At 41.7% G+C, this 14,950-nt stretch carries 12 protein-coding genes; 1 reads left to right on the forward strand and 11 read right to left on the reverse strand.

The window, feature by feature from the left end:
* Positions 1-221: 221 nt before the first annotated feature.
* Positions 222-998: a nitroreductase family protein gene (locus tag G5B11_RS05670; RefSeq protein ID WP_173727162.1), complete on the forward strand. Its 777-nt coding sequence runs from the start codon at positions 222-224 to the stop codon at positions 996-998.
* Positions 999-1,032: 34 nt separating this feature from the next.
* Here the strand turns inward: G5B11_RS05670 and G5B11_RS05675 are convergent, their stop codons facing one another.
* The 11 genes from G5B11_RS05675 to G5B11_RS05725 all read right to left on the reverse strand — a co-directional run.
* Complete coding sequence (locus tag G5B11_RS05675) at positions 1,033-1,845, reverse strand: acetoacetate decarboxylase family protein (protein WP_173727163.1); 813 nt, start codon at positions 1,843-1,845, stop codon at positions 1,033-1,035.
* A gap of 71 nt (positions 1,846-1,916) precedes the next feature.
* Positions 1,917-3,101, reverse strand: a complete 1,185-nt coding sequence (locus G5B11_RS05680; protein ID WP_173727164.1) for an iron-containing alcohol dehydrogenase — start codon at positions 3,099-3,101, stop codon at positions 1,917-1,919.
* The gene (locus tag G5B11_RS05685) at positions 3,088-4,593 is read right to left on the reverse strand and encodes a DUF5597 domain-containing protein (RefSeq protein WP_173727165.1); all 1,506 of its coding nucleotides are present in this window, start codon (positions 4,591-4,593) and stop codon (positions 3,088-3,090) included. The genes G5B11_RS05680 and G5B11_RS05685 overlap by 14 nt, the downstream gene beginning before the upstream one ends.
* 101 nt (positions 4,594-4,694) lie before the next feature.
* Entirely contained in the window at positions 4,695-6,131 is a 1,437-nt protein-coding gene (locus tag G5B11_RS05690; protein WP_173727166.1) for a response regulator transcription factor, read from the reverse strand.
* Positions 6,132-6,134: 3 nt separating this feature from the next.
* Positions 6,135-7,862, reverse strand: a complete 1,728-nt coding sequence (locus tag G5B11_RS05695; RefSeq protein ID WP_173727167.1) for a cache domain-containing sensor histidine kinase — start codon at positions 7,860-7,862, stop codon at positions 6,135-6,137.
* 63 nt (positions 7,863-7,925) lie between these two features.
* Positions 7,926-8,735 (reverse strand): carbohydrate ABC transporter permease, encoded by an 810-nt coding sequence (locus G5B11_RS05700; protein ID WP_244092924.1) that lies wholly within the window; start codon positions 8,733-8,735, stop codon positions 7,926-7,928.
* Complete coding sequence (locus G5B11_RS05705) at positions 8,732-9,616, reverse strand: carbohydrate ABC transporter permease (RefSeq protein WP_173727168.1); 885 nt, start codon at positions 9,614-9,616, stop codon at positions 8,732-8,734. The genes G5B11_RS05700 and G5B11_RS05705 overlap by 4 nt, the downstream gene beginning before the upstream one ends.
* A gap of 53 nt (positions 9,617-9,669) precedes the next feature.
* Complete coding sequence (locus tag G5B11_RS05710; RefSeq protein WP_173727169.1) at positions 9,670-10,935, reverse strand: ABC transporter substrate-binding protein; 1,266 nt, start codon at positions 10,933-10,935, stop codon at positions 9,670-9,672.
* Between the two features lie 215 nt (positions 10,936-11,150).
* On the reverse strand, positions 11,151-12,005 hold the full coding sequence (locus G5B11_RS05715; RefSeq protein ID WP_173727170.1) for a class C sortase: 855 nt from the start codon (positions 12,003-12,005) through the stop codon (positions 11,151-11,153).
* Positions 12,002-13,660: a SpaH/EbpB family LPXTG-anchored major pilin gene (locus G5B11_RS05720; protein WP_173727171.1), complete on the reverse strand. Its 1,659-nt coding sequence runs from the start codon at positions 13,658-13,660 to the stop codon at positions 12,002-12,004. The genes G5B11_RS05715 and G5B11_RS05720 overlap by 4 nt, the downstream gene beginning before the upstream one ends.
* Positions 13,657-14,950 (reverse strand): prealbumin-like fold domain-containing protein (locus tag G5B11_RS05725; protein ID WP_173727172.1); only part of this gene is annotated, 1,294 nt, incomplete at its 5' end. The genes G5B11_RS05720 and G5B11_RS05725, both read right to left, overlap by 4 nt.

Here is a 14,950-nt window from a genome sequence, read left to right on the forward strand (position 1 = left end):
ATTCGTAATTACTTCTGTCCTATATAATTATGTATACACTATTCACAAAACAACTGCAAGGTTTCTTTTTTATTTAGTGATATTTCTGTAATCTGATACATTCGTTTGCTCTATAACATAATTTAGAAGTAAAATCTGTCTTGAAGTTTCCCACATTATATTCCTAATCAACAGTCCTTGTGGTACAATCATATTAATCTATTTGAAAGGAATTTCTGCATATGCAACATCAGCATTTTTTAACAATTGATTCCAAATCCTGCATCAAATGCGGTTTATGTATTAAGGACTGCGTGATAAATAATCTTCATATGGGCAAAGACAGCGCAGTTGCCATAAAAAACACTTGCCTTGCCTGTGGCCATTGCGTTGCAATCTGTCCCCAAAATGCAGTCAGTCTTTCTGATTTTGAAGACTCCCCTTTACCAGTTCTTCCTTCATCTGCTTTTACCGGCTCAGATTTAGTTCAGCTGATCCGTCAAAGGCGTTCGATCAGACAGTTTCAAAATCGTAAAGTTCCTCAGGAACTCCTCAAACAGCTGCTTACGGCCGGACAGTACACACCTACTGCCAGCAACAGCCAGAATGTTTCTTATCTTGTTATCCGTGAAAACATCGCCAGCTACGAACAGCCTGCCCTTAGTACACTTCGCCGGCTGAAAAGAATACAAAGTATTTTTTCCCACAGCTGGGACAACTTTTCTATAGACGAACATTTTCTGTTCAAAAAAGCCCCGCTGGTGATGATCATTAAATCACCTGACCTTGTAAATGCTTCGCTTGCAGCTGCTTCTATTGAATTAACCGCAAATGCCTTTGGATTAGGTGTTCTGTACAGCGGTTTTTTCAGCCTTGCATTAAAACATTCCCGTAAACTTCAGAAAAAACTGTTGCTTTCTTCGCGCAATGAAGCTGTCCTTGCTCTTGCAGTCGGCTATCCTGCAGTAAAATATAAGCGTACAGCACAAAAAGAACATCCTGTCGTAAGCTATGATTAAGCCTGCGCAGGATGTTAATCTTTTTAAATCTCTTCTAAATCAGTTTTCTGTTTGGCATATAAATGCTTGATTCGATCCAGGCTTCTGCACCTGTATACTCAAGAACCGATAGCTTGCTTAATGTATTTGCCACATTCCAGGAAAGCGGAGCACGTTTCCAGTCAATATCACCGATAAAATGAAATTCTCCTTCTGCTTTCCATGCCTTTTTTATTACATTTTCTGTGGGCAGATACGTCGCATAGCTTACATCAGCGCCGTTCAGGTCTACTGCCGGGAAATGCTTATATCCAAGCCAGCTTTTTCCTTCACCTGCTTTAATGCCAGCATCAATCTCTTCCTGTGTTTTTTCTTTCAGATTCCATAATTTTCCTTCCAGAAGCCTTGTTCCTTCTTCAGCTGCATAGAATCTTACTTCTCCATCCAGCTTCTGAGCATCCGGAACCTCTGCCATTAATTTTGCTGCGCCGAGTAGTTCTCTTCCCAAAAGGATAGGATAGAACTTGTCCATCCAGAGAACCAGGGCATAGGATCCTTCTGCATAGTCTCTTTTCCCTTTAAATTCAACATCTACATCTACGCAGACAAGATTGTACCCGCCACCTGCCATATAATCAATGCCACGGCACTCTGCAAAGCAAATACTTATAATTGCCGGATCTTTTGCAATATATCCAGGCGGCAGAAGTTTCTGTACCATATCTCGGTCTGTTCTGTAGGATACTTTATATCTTCTGTTTTCATTGTAATGTGCCCCTACCAATGCATCCCTTCCATCTTTTCCAGGCGGAAGAAGACTTACCGGCATAAAATAGTTTTCGTTTTCCTTAAATTCAAAGTTTCTCATAATTACCCTCCTATTTTGTTTTTCCTGTTTTTATGCATCGTGCTGTGACTGACAGGTGCCACGTCCGTTAATTATAAAGACTCATTCCCAGCATACAGAATGCTTTTAATATCCCCGATCTGCAAAGGAACAAGCTTTCCTACCTTCCTACCGCATACTTTCCATATTTTTTCGGCTACCAGATCCAACTGCCCTTTATCAAACTCCAGTTCTGGATTCAGATCCTTATATACAGATGGAGCCTGGATTTTTTTCAGCCACTGACAGTATTTTTCGATTCCCAGTCTGGCACATTCCACAGTTTTTTCTTCCTGTATCCCCATTACATTCCTTGCAAATCTTGCAAAAATTTCAGGTCTTTTTTGATAAACATGCAGCATCCATCTTGGGGTAATAACCCCTAATCCGCCACCATGATGTGTATCAAAGAAACCACTGAACCGTTCCTCTATATTATGACAGCTCATTTCTGCCTCTCCCCTGCCGATTTTTGTAAGACCGGTACCCCAGGTCATGGTAGAACTCCAGAGAAGCTCGCCTCTTGCCAGCAGATTTTGCGGATCTTCATGCAATTGCTCTGCACATTTCATAACAGTTCGGATGATACCCTCCGAAAACTGAAGCTGAAATTCACTGTCCATATCACCATTCATATAAAATTCAAAGGTATGGCTGAGAACATCCATAATTCCCCAGATTGTCATTTTTTCCGGCAATGTTGCCGTTAATTCCGGATCCATAAAACACAATTTGGGAAATGCCGTATAACACCAGAATTTTTCTCTTTTATCACGGTCTACAACTACTGCCGTATTATTCAGTTCTGTCCCTGTTGCTGCAATCGTAGGAATCATAACCGTATCTATAGACTGTGTATCTTTATCTGCATCCCCCCACACATAATCCCTGGCATCAATTCCGGTTTTTGCTGACATGGCTATGATTTTGGAGCAATCCATAACGGAACCGCCGCCCAGGGCAACCACACAGTCTGCCTGCTTCTCTGCCGCCATGTGTACACCCTCATATACATTGGTCATTTTGGGATTTGTAGGAACAGGGCTGATCTCAAAAACTTCTCCACCTGCTTTTTGCAGCTGTTCCTTCACTTTGTCATATGTTCCCAGTTTCCTGGAGCTTCTGGTTGATACCAGCAAATATCTTTTATATTTCCCGGAGAGTTTTTCCCCTATCTGCCTGATACAGCCATTTCCAAATACAGTTTCCACAGGATTCCAGTATTCAAAGTCTTTCATATTCTCCACCTCCAACTACAATTTTTACAGCGCCACAATCATATGTTACCCATATACCATAATCACTTTCATCCCCGTTTCGGATCCTAGTCATCTGCCATCTCCCTTCTCTGTCAAAATAGCCTTCTTCTACACATTCATAATCAACATATTTATCCATTTTCTGTCTGAAATACACAGCGTCCCGGTTCCCTCTGACGGACAGGCAAAAGCTGTCTCCAACTGCATAAAATGTTCGTTGATTTTCCCTTATAAGCAGACCTTTTCCGTATCCACATGGAGTATCAAAATAGCCATGATGGTAATCTGTTCTTTCATAGCTGTTAAAGCCTATCCGGATATATGTATCATCCATCACAATTCTCTGTTCAATGGCATCTTCTTCCTGATAAATCACCTGTATGTCACATTCTTTTTGCATTCTTCGGAACACAGACTGTAAAGAAGTCATTGCCTTCAGACTGTTCCAGACATCCACGGACTTTGCCCGAACATGGCCGTCTTCATCAATCATCGCCTCAGGTCCAAAGAAAAATATTCCTTGTGTTTTGTATTTACCTAATGCCCAGAACATATTTCTGCTGCTTGCCGGTTCCCAGGCATGGGTTTCCGGCAAAAACAAGGGATTCCCATACTTTGCATAGCCCTGACAGTCCATACAATACTCTGACAGGGCAAGCTTATAATTATCCAGTCCAATCACATCAATTGCCGGTGTAAGTGCTTTCCATAGTCCCAGGACTTTAGATACAGGCCCCCCTGCTGGATAATCTGCTCCCGGCTCATCCCAGCCCACACGGTCTACCCATACATTCACCGAAAAAGGAAGGGGCGTTATTTCTTTACCTGCTTCTGCAATTTCATTGATGTAAGATGCAATCCCATATACGCTGAAATATTCTTCCGCATATCTTCCAAATACTTCTTTCCAGGTTCCATTTTCCAGTTGTCCCGACTTTTTCCAGTTGTCAGTTACCTCTCCCATATCTTTTGTTTTAAGAAGTGTTTTTACCTTCTCCGGGATTTCCCCATTGAACCAGATATCTGCTTCCTGTGAATGATCCCTGTAACCCCGCATCATCATGCCAGGCTCATTTTCCACTTGGATTCCTATTATCACATTGTCTGCTTCTTTTTCATTTACCTTCTGTGCATACTCTGCAAGCTTTACAAAGGCTTTTTTATCTGCTTCCAGATTTTCCCGGCAATACGGTGATAAAATATTTGTTTCTATTCCCTCATAAGAAATAACCCGTGTAAACCTGTTTCTTTGATTTCTGACCCATTGCGGTGCGAATTTTGATGTTCCGTTTTTCCATGTACCAAACCATACTAACAGCAGTTTTACACGATGCTGTTTTGCCTGATCCACATGCTCTTCTAATAATTTGTAATCAAATTTTCCTTCTTCTTTCTCAAATTCCTCCCAATACACAGGGATTTCGACAGAATTAACTCCTGTCCTGTCCACACACTGCCAGAATCTTTCCATTTCCATTCTGCTGTAAGCGCTTGAATTACAGCACTGCAATCCCAATGGAAAAAAATCTTTCCCATTCCCCCAAAACAACCCTTCTCCCAAAATAGACTTCCTCACTTTCGTCTTATGTCTGACGGATAACAGCCATATGTTTCTATAAAAAGCTTTGTAAAATATCTGGTTGAAGAAAATCCCACTCTTTCGCACACAGCTTTTATAGATAAAGTTGTATTTCTGATCAGATATTCTGCTTCCTTCATTCTCAGTTCATTTACATATTTAACGAGATTTAAAGAAGTTTCTTTTTTAAACAAATTACTCAGATAATTTGGTGTAATATGAAACTTTTCAGCAAGCCACTGCACATTGATCTGTTCATGGTAATTTTCATCTATGTACTTCTTAATTTTTGCTATTAACTGATTCCCCTTTAATTCTTTTTGAAGACCTTCTCCTGACTCCATGATCCGGTTCATAGCTTCGATCAGAGTATGACCCGTTTCTGCTCCGAACACCTTTTCTGAAAACAGTTTTATCTTTTCCAGTTCTTCCATATTCTTTTCGTTTTTTTCCAGAAGCCCCTCTGTATTATGGATGATCCTGATACATTGAACAAAATCCTGGTGTATATATGCATTCACAAAATGATCCACATATTCCACCAGCTGCAATGCCTTTGCCTTACCCTCGATCAATTGTTTTTTCAATGTACACATGTGGACACATTTACCTGTTCCATACATGCATCGAAGATATTTCAGATTTTCAATCTGAGATAATTGTTTCACCAGATCATCTGCATCTGAACAGATATCCGTTCTGTAAACCGTCAGCCACTTTTCTTTTAAATCACCTTGCAGTGCATCCAGTTCAAAATCAATCTTTTTCTGTAAATGTTCTGTTTCTGAATCCGTACTGCAGATACTGATCACCATATACTCGTTCCAATCCCGTTTTATCCAGAAAGTAATCCTTTCTGAACGAAGTGACTGTGCACATATTTTCAGAAATCTCTGTTCAATGATCTCATCGTCAGAGTTTGACTTCCCCTTCAGGTTTTGATCCACCAGAACCACTGTCCCCAAAAAAGATCTGCCTCCTATTTTCAGTTCTTCCACGCTGTCCCGTTCATTATAAAAATGAATAAAATCATTTCGTATTTTCTCTATTTTTTCTTCCTGTAACTGTCTGCGTATCTGCTGTCCACGCTCCATGACCTTTTCCAGTTCCTGAAAGCTGACCGGTTTCAGCAGATAGTCAGTCACGCCATACTGGATACATTTTCTCGCATATTCAAAATCTGAATATCCGGACAAAATGATCCACAGTGTATCTGTTCCTTCTTTCCATTGTTTTAGTGCTTCCAGTCCTGACATTTTAGGCATTTTTATATCTGCCAGTACATAGTCCGGATGGAATCCGCTTCCGATTTTCAGGATCTCTTCCCCATTGGATGCCTCACGTATTTCTGCATCCGGACACAGCTGTTGCAGCATTGCCTTAATTCCCAAACGTACAAATCCTTCATCATCCGCCAGAATAATCTTCATAACTCAGTCCTCGTATATTTTAAACAAAATTTTTGTTCCATTATTCACCTGACTTATAATCTGAAATTCTGAATTAGGAAAATAATGTTTGAAACGATTTTCCACATTTTTTATTCCAACACTGTCATCATATTGAACCTTGTTTACGTCAAATCCCACGCCATCATCTGCGATTACCACCATAACACACAGCTTGTCAGCTTCCTGTACAAGATCCGCAGTCACCGTCAGCTGGCAGCTATGATCTGCTTCTTCTATACCATGGATCACCGCATTTTCAACAATTGGCTGAAACAAATGTCTGGGAATTTTAAAATTCTGCACCTTGGGATCTATCAGAATCTGCTCATTGATTTTATCCATAAAACGCAGCTTCTGAAGCCTTAAATATTTCCTGATAAATTCCGCTTCCTCACCAACGGTAACTATCTTCTGGTCAGACAATGCATATCTCATCAGATCACGCAGGGAAAAGATTGCTTCTTCCAGTTCATCCTGCATGCCCATTCGATTCAGCCCCACAAAAACTCCCAGCGTATTATACAGGAAATGGGGTTGTACCTGAGCCTGAAGTGCTTCATATTCTGCGTTTTTCTGATTCAGTTTGGCCTGATATTCCAGCTTGATCATCTGATCCAGTCTTTCTACCATCTTATTTAATTCTTTTTCTATATCCCCCATTTCATCATTGGATTCAACCTTACATCTTGCTTCCAGATCATTGTTCTGTGCTGCCTTCATAACACGTTTAATTTCTGCCAGGGGCACTGTAAATGTTTTAATATAACCAAAATAAATAACGGCCATACATCCAAGACTTATGACTGCCATCACAAGTCCCAGTACATAATAAAATCTGATTTTTGAATTTAAATTTTTATACGACAGAAGGCTGACCAGTGACCAGCTGGTACCTGTTTTTTCATATAGCAATGAATACTTCTCTCCGTCTACAGATACTTTTTTCTGCTCCAGCATATCCTCAGTAATGCTATCTTTCAGGATATTATCTCCGTATACATATTCATTTTTATCATCCAGCACAGCAACTAATGTGCCAGGTTCTACAGAAGATGCCTCCTTTACAACCTGTTGCAGGATTGTAGCATCTGCACAGGCACATACAACGCCGATAACTTTTTGTTTATCTGTATCAATCACTGCTCTCGATACAGTAAATACACTTTCTTTCCCCATATCTGTCTGTATATATTTCTGCTGATGAGGACCGCAGAACACTGCCCTGCCATCTGCTTTTACTGCTTCTGTAAACCATTTTTCTGATGAAAAATCATACCCTTCCACATTATCCAGAGTTCCGTTTTTTGATGAAATGTACACCTGTTCCTGATTGATCGGAATCAGTATTACATTCATAATATCTTCTCTGGTTGTCTGCAGATAAAACTGAAATTCACCATTCAACGCACGATTTGCCATCAGCTTGATCCTGTCACTCATAGAATCAAAATCCTTCTTATTTACCAGTTTTAAAGCCACTAATACATCATCATTGATCTGTGCCAGCAATGACATCCGGTCAAGCTCATCCAGGTAAATATCCAGGGTTTTCGCATACGAATCCGTCAGACTCTTCATATATTTTTCCGTCTGATTTATCTCATGATTTCTCATGTACGAAGGTGCTGCAATCCCTATAAAAAAGCATGGAACTACAGCCATAATCAGAAATAGTGTTAGCAGCCTTTGCTTGATCGTAAAGCGTTTCATATGCGTCTCCTTATGCATTATTTTGATTTACAGAATATATTTTTATATCTGATAATGACTATTTTACAGCTTAACAGCTCCTGAAGAAAGCCCTTTAACAAACTGTTTCTGTAAAACCAAAAATGCAATCACCAGTGGCAGTGAAGCCATCAGACAGCCGGCTGCCAGCCAGTTTACCTGACTCTGGTACATGGAAAAGAATGAATTCAATGCTACAGGGATGGTCTTCATACTGTTTTTCTGCAGAAAAAATACAGAAAACTGATAATCGTTCCACACATTAACACCACACAAAATAATAACTGTCGCAGTGATCGGCTTTAAAATCGGGAAAATAATCGTATAAAAAACACCCAGACGGCTTTTCCCATCAATAAGTGCCGCCTCATCCAATTCCCCGGGAAGGGTTCCAATAAATCCGGTATACAAAAATGTACTTAACGGCAGCATGAATGTAACCTGTACAGCTATAATCCCCCAGTAACTGCTGATTCCTCCAAGATCCGCCATGATCTTATACAACGGAACCAGTATAGTCAGTGCAGGTACGATCATACAGGAAATGATTGCTGTATAAACAAAGGTATTCAGTTTCGTTTTTCTCCGTGCCAGCGGATATGCTGCCATGGAACTGAATAAAATGATCAAAGCTGTGGAAATCACCGTGATAATAATATTATTTAAAAACGCCCTGCCCATATTTGCTGATTTCCATGCATTTACAAAATTATCCAGATAAAGAGATTTTGGAAATGCCCATTTTGATGACAAATCTGCTTTATCTTTAAATGCCATTGTCAGCAAGATGTAAAACGGGATCAAATGGATCAACGATATAACCAGAAGAATGACCGAATATACTTTCTTTTTCAAATTTCCACCTCTTTTCTTCTAAGCACCAGAAGTGTTATCACGCTCAATACTGCTATTGCAAGAAACATGAATGTTCCCATTGCAGCAGCATAACCGGCATCCTGTTTTCCAAAATACAGCTGATACATCATCGTTGACAGTGACTGTGTGGAATATCCTGGTCCACCATTTGTCATAGCCACAATAATATCGTATAGCTTCAGGCTTCCAATCAGATTTGTTACAACATTTACCGTAATAGATGGAATCAAAAGAGGCAGTTTTACATAGAAAAAGCTTTGAGGTGCAGAGGCTCCGTCAATCATTGCAGCTTCCTGATAATCTCCGGGAATCGTTTGAAGTCCGGCCAGATAGATCATCATTGCAATACCTACATACTGATAGGAATTGATAAATGTGATGATCCATACGGTTGTAGTCCCCTTTGTAAGAAAATCTACAGAAGGTTGCCCCAACATATTCAGAAGATCATTTACTGCACCGCCTACAGGCTGGAACATAAAATACCAGATATATCCCATTACCAGTGGTGCGATCATAACCGGAAGATATATGGCAGCTCTTGCAAGTCCTACAGTTTTTGCTTTTCGATCCAGAAGCACTGCGTAAACAAGTCCCACCACATTTTCGAGAACAGCACTTCCAATTCCATAAATCAGTGTATTTTTAACGATCAGTGAAAAATTTCTGTCAGCAAACATTTTCCGGTAATTATCTAATCCTAAATACCGAAAATTTTCAGAATATCCATCCCAGTTGGTCATAGATATCCCAACACCTTTTATCAGCGGATATACAATAAACATCAGGAAAAGACAGATAACCGGAATATACATGATATTAATGATACACTTGGAATTCCATATTTTTTTCGCTTTCATATTCCGTTCTCCTTTAAGGAAGCCTGCATATCTGCAGGCTCCCAACTGATCATTTAATCTTCATTTGCTTCAAGAAGCCGCTCATATTCATTCTGCATATCAAGTGAATACTGTTCCGGAGTAATCGTACCTGTAAACATGTCTGCAGCATCTTTACAGATCAGATCCCACATACCATTTGGAAGAAACGCTCTGTCAAAAATCGGAAAGGAACGGATATCTGCAAATTCATCATAATACTCTGTAGCAAATCCAACGTCTACCGGTACATCTGTATTAATTCCAGGAAGCATAGATTCAGATTCGCAGAATTTCTTAATATTTTCGCCTCTTGCCATAAAGTCGAGCCATGCTTTTGCAATATCAATATTTTCACTGTCTTTCCAGATTCCAAAGGCAGTCTGCTCACCATTCAGGAAACTCATATCATCATCTTCATACCAGGCAGGTAAAGGCTGAAGGCCGGCCTGAACATCCGGATTAATCTTTCTTGCTTCATCTACAATGGAATTTCCATACCAGCAAAATGCTGCTTTTCCTGTTGCAAATGCTTCAGCTGAATCCGCATATTTAGCTGTAAAAATATCAGAATTAAAGTATCCTTTGTCATACATGCTCTGGATCACTGATACAAAATCTGTCCACTTATTCCAGTCAAAACTTCCGTCAAGAAGCGCTTCCTGATCGTTATCATCTGAAGTTGTAAATGCCGGTGTTGCAAGCTGATCAAAAATCTGACCAATCGGCCAGCTGTCTCCTCCGGCAATATGCATAGGTATGATTTCACCATTGGAAGCTGTTTTGATCTGTTCCAGTGCATTCATAAAATCATCAATATTTTTCAGCGGAACCTCTACCCCACACTCTTCCAGAACCTCTTTGTTATATACCAGTCCCCATTTATTCTGGTCAACAGGAAGAACCAGAAGATTTCCATCATCATCTGAAATCAGCTCTTTAAAGGTAGGCTCTATAGAATCCGCCCATTCCATATCATTTAAGGGCAGAAGAAAATCTACATATCTTACATTTGCCCATCCATGTGTACAGAAAATATCCGGCATATCTTTTGAAGCCATTTTGACTTTCATGATATTCTCATAGTCAGCTCCCGGTGCAACCACTTCAGATTCAACTCCCGGATTTTCTTTCATAAATTCTTCATTTAACTCTTTGATAATGTCGGCCTGTACCCCTACGCAATTTGTATAAATCGTCAGGCTTCCTTCCAGCTGTTCTGATTCTCCGGCAGATACATTCACTCCCATAGTCCCGATCAAAGTAACGACTGCTAAAATCCCCAATAACTTTCGTTTCATATCTACTTCCTCCTTAAGAAATACCTGTATCATTTTCGTCTTTTCTAAACCTGCGCCTGTTTAGCTTATCTTTATGTTACCGAAACTTCTATTTTTCTACAATGTCTTTTTCTACTCAATAAAGCGCTCATTTCTACACTGAGCTTTTCTTAGTTTTTTCACCGAAAAAAAACCACCCCCGGGACACATTTGTATCCCGGAGATGGTTTTATTTTTCAGCTTTTCTCTTTGTTTTTCCCTTGCCTTTTCTTCTTATTTCCTATGCGCAGCAGAAGCACTGCAGCCACCAGAACAAGAAGCAGGCTGATCACCGCTGCCAGTACATAATTGGTGGCCAGGGACTTTCTTGTTTCCCTGTTTTCAGATGGCAGATCCGGCGTATATTCTGTACGGACTCCCCGTACCAGAAGCCTTTGGGTATTCACTCCATAAGGGGTGCAGGTCACAAGCGTAACATAATCCTTGTCCTTTACTACCTGAAGGCTTTCCGTTTCTTCCGGTTCTACAACCTTTATCTGGTCTACCTTGTAGGCCAGTGTCTCACCCAGCACCTGGATAAAGAAAAGATCGCCCTTTCTCACCAGATTCAGATCTGTAAACAAAGCCGCTGACGGAAGCCCCCGGTGGGCCGCGATCACACAATGGCTGCCTTTCCCGCCTACCGGAAGGGAGGAACCGATCAGATGCCCTGCACCTTTTTGCAGATCCTCATCCCTTGTACCGTGAAACACAGGCAGCTTTACATTGATACAGGGGATCTCCAGGATGGCCATTACTCCATCCTGATCCACATTCAAAAGGTTTTCATATTCTGCATCCTCTTTTACTTCTCCTTCTGCAAAGGCATCCGGCACCCGGTTATCCTTATGTGCCTCATTGTATGCCCTTGCAGCCTCCATTTCCTTTGTAAGGTCCTGTTGTTCCAGCTGCTGTACCACTGTTTCATAATTGTTCATCAGCTTTTTTTCCAGCTGCTGATTCCAGAAATTACTGATGGAAGGATAGAACACAGTAATAAGGCCTACAAGGAATATGGCAAAGATCAGAATATTGCCCCATTTTTTCTTCATTTATCTTCTTTGCGTCCCTTTCTTGACCGGATGAACAGCACAATGGCAAGAATCATCAGCGCATCACCTACGATGGTGAAGATCACTGTACCCATGCCACCGGTTGCCGGCAGGAACGGGATCTTTGTATCCTTCAGGGTAACTGCAACATAAGCGGTCTTATTCTGATCGATACCACAGGTCCAGGCACCTGCATTGTCCAGTGCTGTACCCTTTTCATCCTTTGCAGTTACAGACTTGATAGTGCCAGTCAGCTTGCCTTCTGCATTTGTCTCAGGAGTAATCTTAAATGTTACAGATCCATGGTTACGGAAGTATCCGGAAGGTGCTTTTGTCTCTTCAAGAACATACTCAACATTTGCATCCAGACCTTTGATATTGAAGGTACCCTGATCATTGGTTGTCAGCTGATCGGTAGCCCCGGCAGCACGCTGATCCTTTGCCAGTGTATAGGTGCCTTTTGCAGTTGCATCTTCAATAAATTTCAGCTTTGTACCATTATCCTTACGCTTCACACTGAATACTGCGTTGGAAAGAACATCGTTATCACTATTCTTTTTGGTCAGGTTCAGACCATATGTATATACCTTCTGCTTGCCATCTCCCGGGATTTCTTCATCACTTGCGTCACTGTCTGTGTAAGGATCCGTTCCGTAAATCAGTGCCGGTTTATTGGTGTTTCCCGTTGCTATACTTGCAGATTCCATAAGGACTGCATCATATGTTATTTTTACTGTTGCATATGGATAAGCTCCACCATCGCAGAACAGTGTCTGATATTTTGAAGACATATCAACGGTAAGTACACCATTGCCATCCAGTGTAGGAGTAAACTGACCTGTAAGATCGGTTTCTGTTCCATTTGCTTTCACACCATACACCTTCACTGTATTTTGCTTAATCTCCAGATTCGTAGGAGTATCCTTTACTTTAAATGTGGTATGGGTTGCATTTGCCGGATAATGGGGCACATCAGCAGTAACTGTGTAAGAGAGAGTATCACCGATGGCCGCAGTTGTTTCATCAATAGGTGTCTGTAAAGCAGTGCCTTTCTTTCCTGTGATCTTTTTATCAACGCTTAACGGATTGCCTTTCAGCACAGCGCCCTCTCCTTCCAGTATCCAGCCGTTTGGATCTGTAGTATTGGCCTTTGCATTCACACTTACCAACATGTTCAGGAATGTCATATCTGTACAGGATGCCATTACCAGATAAGATCCAATGGGCAGATTTGCTGTTGCCGTTGTCTTGTCACTGCTTACAGCCCAAGTTGCGCTGTATGCAGTTTTGGAAGCTGCTGCTGCCAGCTGATTAACAATGTTATCCTGCTCTGTGGCGATTGTACCAGTTGTAATCAGTTTACTGATGTCTTCAATTACAGCATCTTCTGTCTTGCCTCCAGTTGCAAGGACAGCCTTTGCCCAGTCTGTCAGCTGATAAGTCAGTTCATTGGCAGCTGTATCAAACTTGGTTTTGATCACCTGATAGGTTGCAAATGTAACCGTCTTGTCTGCCGGCAGACCTGTGATAGTCACATTAGTGCTATTGGTATTTTCCCCACTGTTCAGGGCAGCTGCCTGCACACTTGTGCCCAGCCCCAGGGTCATTACCAGGGCCAGGATGATCGTCATTACCTTTTTCCACATCTTTCTCATATTAAATTCCTCCTTTTTTTGCTATACAGATACACTGCTGTAAGCATCATTCCTGTTCCAAAAAGCATTTCCCACCAGATGCCCCGTCCGCCTGTCTTAGGCAGCGAATAAATGCAGGAATCTGTAAGTTCAAAGGAAATACTATATTTCAAAGGTACCTCAGGTACCAGTGAATCCGGGTCTTTTTCACTGTCATCTACCCTGCACGAAATGGACATTTTATCCAGATCAGCAACCGGATCCAGTGGATCTCCTGTTATTTCGTCTGTGATCCTCTCCAGAGAAATGGTGGGATCATAACATTTTGTCTTGTCTTTATAAGCAATGGTCAGCTTCAGGATTCCTTTATTCAGGAAATATCCGCTGGGGGCTTTTGTTTCTTTTACATAATACACAGCCCCTGTGCCTGCCTCCAGACCTGTGATGGTGCCATTTCCCTGCTGGTCCGTCTTCATCGTGATCCCGGCAGGAACCTTGCAGTCCTTATCTTTATACAAGGTAAATACTGCATTGGAAAGAGGCTCCCCTTCACTGCCTTTCTTGCTCAGACAGATCTCATAATTGATCTGGGTGTTCCATACAGCAAACTTTCTGGTCTGATCCTCTGCTGTACTATCTGATCTACGGGTCATTACAAAGCCCGGAAGAGAATTGCCTTCTCCATCCTTTGCTGTCTCTTTAAAGTCATAACGGATCACCCCGTTTGCTCCTTCTGCCTGCATCGGCTGGTTCTGGATCAGCCAGCGTATGGTCTTGTTTCCTTTATCCTGGGATGCTGCCACCGTTGTAGGAATCTGCGATGGTGCTCCTTCTGTCTTGCTGTAAGGCCTTGCTATTCCCTCTGCCTGTGCTGTTACCCTGCCGGAAGCAATCTTCGCAGTGTAGGTGGCAGCCGGGTAACTTACTGCATCTTCCCCGGTTCCGGTGGAGCCTGTTATTTCAAACAGGACGGATGCCTGATCCGGGATGCTGGTGGTCTGCGCCCAGTTCTTTTCTATGGAAAGATCCAGATAATACAAACCGCAGTCCCAATGATTGGTCACATACTCCCAGGATACCATGTTGGTAAGTCCAGGAAGGGTAATGCCGCTGCCATGATTGGCGATCACTGTACGCTTCATGGCTGCTGCACCCTGATCCGCAGTATCTGTGCCCTGGTATTCCGGAAGGGCTTTGTCTGTATCCCTTCCCGGCTGGGTCAGGGTATTCTTTGTATCCTCTCTTTCAGGTGTGATGCTCAGTCTTTCAAAGGGAAGAACCCTGGTTCCTCCTGTAACAGCATAATCATCA

This window comes from Blautia glucerasea, from assembly GCF_013304385.1.
In the GTDB taxonomy this organism is placed as follows: domain Bacteria; phylum Bacillota; class Clostridia; order Lachnospirales; family Lachnospiraceae; genus Blautia_A; species Blautia_A ammoniilytica.

Coding starts and splice junctions, on each gene's coding strand:
- G5B11_RS05670 (WP_173727162.1), top strand. CDS start 222: ATGCAACATCAGCATTTTTTAACAATTGATTCCAAATCCTGCATCAAA.
- G5B11_RS05675 (WP_173727163.1), bottom strand. CDS start 1,845: ATGAGAAACTTTGAATTTAAGGAAAACGAAAACTATTTTATGCCGGTA.
- G5B11_RS05680 (WP_173727164.1), bottom strand. CDS start 3,101: ATGAAAGACTTTGAATACTGGAATCCTGTGGAAACTGTATTTGGAAAT.
- G5B11_RS05685 (WP_173727165.1), bottom strand. CDS start 4,593: ATGGAAAGATTCTGGCAGTGTGTGGACAGGACAGGAGTTAATTCTGTC.
- G5B11_RS05690 (WP_173727166.1), bottom strand. CDS start 6,131: ATGAAGATTATTCTGGCGGATGATGAAGGATTTGTACGTTTGGGAATT.
- G5B11_RS05695 (WP_173727167.1), bottom strand. CDS start 7,862: ATGAAACGCTTTACGATCAAGCAAAGGCTGCTAACACTATTTCTGATT.
- G5B11_RS05705 (WP_173727168.1), bottom strand. CDS start 9,616: ATGAAAGCGAAAAAAATATGGAATTCCAAGTGTATCATTAATATCATG.
- G5B11_RS05710 (WP_173727169.1), bottom strand. CDS start 10,935: ATGAAACGAAAGTTATTGGGGATTTTAGCAGTCGTTACTTTGATCGGG.
- G5B11_RS05715 (WP_173727170.1), bottom strand. CDS start 12,005: ATGAAGAAAAAATGGGGCAATATTCTGATCTTTGCCATATTCCTTGTA.
- G5B11_RS05720 (WP_173727171.1), bottom strand. CDS start 13,660: ATGAGAAAGATGTGGAAAAAGGTAATGACGATCATCCTGGCCCTGGTA.